At 42.4% G+C, this 6,024-nt stretch carries 1 protein-coding gene; it reads right to left on the bottom strand.

The genetic code is table 11. The features are described from left to right. On the bottom strand, positions 1–5,880 hold a 5,880-nt coding region (locus ACWPKD_RS15115; RefSeq protein ID WP_455413529.1), incomplete at its 3' end, for a beta strand repeat-containing protein. Positions 5,881–6,024 lie beyond the last annotated feature (144 nt).

Here is a 6,024-nt window from a genome sequence, read left to right as displayed (position 1 = left end):
CACATCTCCAGAACATCCGCCGATACCATTAGAGGTAATGTTATAAGTGATACTTCCGCTAACCAATGGGTTTACTAAATGAACCGGTTGGTTGATTGTGGTTTCATCACCACTTGAAGGGTATGCACTGGTTACATTACTTGAAGAAGCAGACCAAGTATAAGTAGTACCTGGTGTAGCACTTGACATTGTTATATTCACGCTTTCTCCATCACACAAGATCGGATCAGCATTAGTTACTGTAAACACAGGCGGCTGAATAATCTGGATCGTTACAGGTGGTGGCGTTACCGCACACTGTCCTGCTGTTGGAGTAAACGTATACGTTCCGCTAACCATATTGTTAAAGGCTGGAGACCAGGTTCCTGTCACTCCTTCCAATGAAGTGGTGGCCAGTGGAGAAGGTGTCACACCTGAACAGTAAGTTGTAGCAAAATTGAACGTTGGCGTAATGATTGGGTTTACCGTAACCGTAGTAGTTGCGATACAACCATTAACTGTAGTATAAGTAATCACAGCATTTCCTCCTGCCACTCCGCTAACTAAACCGGTATTCGATACAGTTGCAACAGAAGTATCTGATGACATCCATGGAGTAACTGCTGCCGGTGCTCCACCTGAACCCGTTAACTGAGTGGTACTTCCCTGACAAATCGTTGTAGTACCTCCGATAGTAGGTACCGCATAATTAGAAACTGTTCCTGACACACTTGCACTAGAACAAGTTCCGTTTGAAATCACTACACTATAGGTTCCTGTGATAGAAGTTGTAAAACTTGGTACGTTACCCGGATTGGTAACCCCTGTAGGGACAGTCCAAGTATAAGTATAAGTTCCTGCAGCACCTGGTGTAGCTGTAACTGTTGCCGTAGCTCCTGTACACACCCTTGGGCTGTTTACTGTTACTGTAGGATTAGGAATAACCGTTACTGTTCCCGAAGCACTTGCACTGGAACAAGTTGTTGCTGTATTAGTAATAACAACTGAATAGTTTCCTCCAACAGTTGTAGTAAAGCTTGGTACACTACCAGGGTTTGTTACACCAGCTGGTACTGTCCAAACATAAGTGTACGTTCCTGCAGTTCCCGGTGTAGCCGTAACCGTAGCCTGTGTTCCTGCACATACAGAAGGGCTGTTCACCGTTACAGTTGGCAATGAGTTAATAGTTACTGTTCCTGAAGCACTAGCACTTGAACAAGTTGTTGTTGTATTAGTAATTACTACACTATATGTTCCTGCAACTGTTGTAGTAAAACTTGGTACGCTACCAGGGTTAGTTACACCAGCTGGTACTGTCCAAACATAAGTATACGTTCCTACTGCTCCCGGTGTAGCCGTAACCGTAGCCGGTGCTCCCGCACAAACAGAAGGGTTGTTCACTGTTACTGTCGGCACAGGGTTATTTGTTACCGTTCCAGAAGCACTTGTACTTGAACATGTAGTTGTTGTATTAGTAATCACTACACTGTAAGTTCCTGCAACAGTTGTAGTAAAGCTTGGCACACTTCCAGGGTTAGTTACACCAGCTGGTACTGTCCAAACATAAGTGTAAGTTCCTGCTGTTCCCGGTGTGGCTGTAACTGTTGCCGAAGCCCCAGTACAAACTGTCGAACTGTTTACTGTTACGGTAGGATTAGGAATAATCGTTACTGTTCCTGAAGCACTTGCACTGGAACAAGTTGTTGCTGTATTAGTAATAACAACTGAATAGTTTCCTCCAACAGTTGTAGTAAAGCTTGGCACGCTACCAGGGTTTGTTACACCAGCTGGCACTGTCCAAACATAAGTGTACGTTCCTGCAGTTCCCGGTGTGGCTGTAACAGTAGCAGGTGTTCCTGCACATACAGAAGGGCTGTTCACCGTTACCGTTGGTAATGGATTAACAGTAACCGTTCCTGAAGCACTTGCACTCGAACAAGTTGTAGTTGTATTAGTAATCACTACACTATACGTTCCTGCTACAGTCGTTGTAAAACTTGCAACACTACCTGGATTGGTTGCTCCTGCAGGAACTGTCCAAACATAGCTATACGTTGCTGCGGTACCCGGTGTAGCCGTAACTGTAGCCGAGGTTCCTGCACAAACAGAAGGGCTGTTCACCGTTACAGTCGGTAATGGATTATTAGTTACCGTTCCTGAAGTACTTGCACTGGAACAGTTTGTAGTTGTATTGGTTATAACAACTGAGTAGTTACCCGCTACAGTCGTTGTAAAACTTGCCACGTTACCTGGGTTTGTCGCTCCTGCTGGTACCGTCCAAACATAATTGTACGTTCCAGCTGTTCCCGGTGTAGCAGTAACTGTTGCCGGAGCTCCTGTACAAACCGTTGAACTGTTTACCGTAACCGTTGGCAATGGATTAATTGTAACTGTACCTGAAGCACTTGCACTTGAACAAGTAGTTGCATTACTGGTTATTACTACTGAATAAGTACCTGCAACTGTTGCATTAAAACTAGCTACACTTCCTGGGTTTGAAGCACCTGCCGGAACAGTCCAAGCATAAGTATAAGCTCCCGCTGTTCCTGGTGTAGCCGTTACTGTTGCAGTAGCGCCGGCACAAACTGTCGGATTATTAACTGTTACCGTTGGTACTGGATTAATTGTAATTGTGAATGTTCTTGCAGAACCTTGACAACCATATTTAGTTAATCTAACTGTTATCGTTGCAACCATCGGAGTTGTCGTTGTAGCAGCAGTAAAACTTGGCAAAAAGAATGAAGTACCACTCGCTGGTAGACCGATTGCCGGGTTACTGTTAGTCCAACTAACTGTGTCATATGGATTCGCAGTTGCAAAATTATACTGAGGCACAGTCTGACCTGAACAGTAAGCCTGGTTAGTATTGTTATTGATAACCGGGTTAGGACAGTTACATGTGATGGTTTGCGGAGCTACACAAACACTACCCGTAGGGGTCACAGTAATGGTAACAGGCATATCTAAAGGGTTAGGTATTTGAATTTGTAGCCCACTAGGTTGATCTCCGAAACCGGTAGAGCCATCTGGCATCGTCCAAACATAATGAAAATTAGTAATACCCGCTATATTATTCCAATCAAAAGCTGTATTTCCTGCTGTACTAGTTCCACAAATCAACACTAAATTAGGACCTGCAGGACTTGTAGTAAAGTTACCTGAAGCACTTGCGCTTGAACAACCTGTTACTGTGTTCGTGATAACAACACTATATGTTCCATTTACTGTAGTTGAAAAACTTGCTACGTTTCCTGGGTTAGTAGCTCCAGCCGGAACTGTCCAAACATAGGTATAAGAACCTGCCCCATGTGTAGCCGTAATTGTTGCAGGCAATCCTGTACAAGCTGAAGGACTGTTCACCGTTACCGTAGGCAATGGATTAGTTGTTACTGTTCCCGTCGCACTTGTACTTGAACAGTTTGTAGTTGTATTAGTTATAACAACTGAATAGTTACCTGCTACAGTTGTTGTAAAACTTGCCACGTTACCTGGGTTTGTAGCCCCTGCCGGTACCGTCCAAGCATAATTATATGTTCCAGCTGTACCCGGTGTAGCAGTTACAGTAGCCGGTGACCCCGCACATACTGCAGAACTGTTCACGGTAACAGTCGGCACTGCATTAACAGTAAAACTTGCTGTTGTCTGACAACCGTTAACATCGGTAAAGGTAATCGTTGCTGTACCCGGTGCAATTGCTGTAGCTAATCCATTTGAACCAATATTCACAACCGATGTATTAGATGAAACCCAAGGATTCACGGCTGCTGGTGGATTACTAGCTGTCAATTGAGAAGTACTTCCTACACATGCTGACAATGTACCGGATATATTTGGTAAGGCATTTATCGTTACAGTTGCAGTTGTTTGACAACCATTGTTATCTGTATAGGTAATCACTGAAGTACCTGAAGCAACACCTGTAACCAAACCTGTTGCGCTAATAGTAGCCACAGCCGTATTTGCAGAAGACCAAGGTGTTGTCGCCGAAGGTGTTCCCGAACCTGTTAATTGTGTAGTTGCTCCCTGGCAAGCAGATAATGTTCCGCCAATAACCGGTGTAGCATTTACTGTTACGCTAACAGAATTCTGACATCCTTCATTATTTGTATAAGTAATATTAGCAGTACCCGCAGAAACACCTGTTACTAATCCGGTAGCATTAACCGTAGCAATAGCAGTGTTATCCGATACCCATACATTTGATGTAGCCGGAGTAGCGGTACTGGCCAATTGAGTCGTAAATCCTTGACAGATTACTGTATTCCCTGTAACAACAGGTAAAGGAAGTACAACCAAATCAAAGCTTTCAAAGAAAACATCCGCAGCATTTGTTACGTGTGCTTTTCTGAAATAAATGGTTTGCCCCGTACTTACAAAGTTGTCCTGTTGTCCCACCGCAGTTCCAGCAGGAATCAAATTACTATTTAAAGTAGTACCATCAGCACTTGAAAGTGTAGTGTGGTAAGTAATGTTATAATCTGCAGGGTTATCACCGTCTAAAATTGCAGTATTCTGTAATGACAAGTTGAATGACTCGGAACCATCATTACCAATATCACACAAACGCATATCAGCAACCTGACAGTTCTGTGCATTCAAGGTAAACGATTGCACGTCAATACAAGCCGTATTCAAATCTTCTACAGCGACCCAAATCGTAACCGGAACCGTAGTAGTCTGATACTGTGAAATATCACTTGTTATCTGAGCATTATAGGCACCTTCCGCACTGGCTTGTGTCGTGTGATAGGTCAGAATATACATTGAAGGATCAAGACCGTTTAAGACATGATTTGTGTTTCCGCTGAAATCAAACTGAAACGTTGTCTGTCCTGTATCACAAACATTATAATTCAAAGGAACCGCTGTTGGTATATCAACAAGATCTACCGTAACATTATCCGTAACCTGATAATTTACGGTCGGGCTACATGTAGGATAAGTCGCAGTTACTGTATATGTAGTAGTCGTTAATGGATTCACAGTAATATTCTGTCCTGTACCAACTACGTTATTTAAATTATCTTTCCATTGAAAAGTAGGCACAATCGGCGCTCCGTTTGGAGTAAAACGCCATGCCTCATTGGTAGTATTCCAAGTTCCTCCGTTTCTACCTGTAGGTGTAGTCCCTATTGTTCCCGCATTGTTCTGAATCCCGATAAGTCCGTTACCGCTTGACCAGCTAACACAAGGATATCTTCTGGCAACATAAACATCTATAATATTGGTTCCTTCATATAAAATCATTTGGCTGGTCTGCGCCCCTACAACAGGATCCGAAGAACAACCAAACTGTGCAACATTCGCTATATTAACCACAAACACCCTGTTGGGATAAGAACCTGTTGTATAATAGTTGATGTTAGGATTCGCAAACGCATTACTTACTGCAGGGTTGGTATCCTGAAAAACACCGTTAATGGAATTCTTAAAAGGAGCATTAGCACTAGGTCCACTATACGGAACAGCTCCGGAGTTAACCCATGTACTGAAAGAATTCGGCGCATACAATCCACCTGGCACCACACCTGCAATACTGAAGGTAATTGTACCATTAGTAGAAACCAAACACTGAATATAACTATTGTTGTAAAAACAGAAATTAAAATCCTGTGGTGTTAACCCTTTCAAATCAATAATACCCGTCCATCTATCATCAATAGTTAAAGATGTAGCCGCACCGTTTGTATATCCAAATGGAGGATTAAACGGAATCGAACCTACATTATAACCTGTTGTTTCATAGGTTTGAGTAAATGTACATGATAAACTTGATGCATCCCCCGGATTACAAATTGGAGCCGCAGAGTTAGCCACAACGCCAATAGGTCTAGGCGCCTGAGCCCTTAATCCAATAGAGAGTAAACAAAACAATAATACATAAAAGTAATTATTCTTCATTATTAAGAAATTTTAATCGTAAAATACAAAATTAGCATTATTTATAAAATAATTAAAGATTTAATCAATTATTCGTAACACAAAAACCATCTTTTTTGTTAATAATAAAAAAGCTACCCTTTTCAGGGTAGCTTTAACAAGGTT

The sequence above is a fragment of the Flavobacterium pedocola genome (assembly GCF_053764385.1).
Note: the sequence above shows the minus strand (reverse complement) of the source record. Positions and strands in the feature narration are given on the sequence as shown.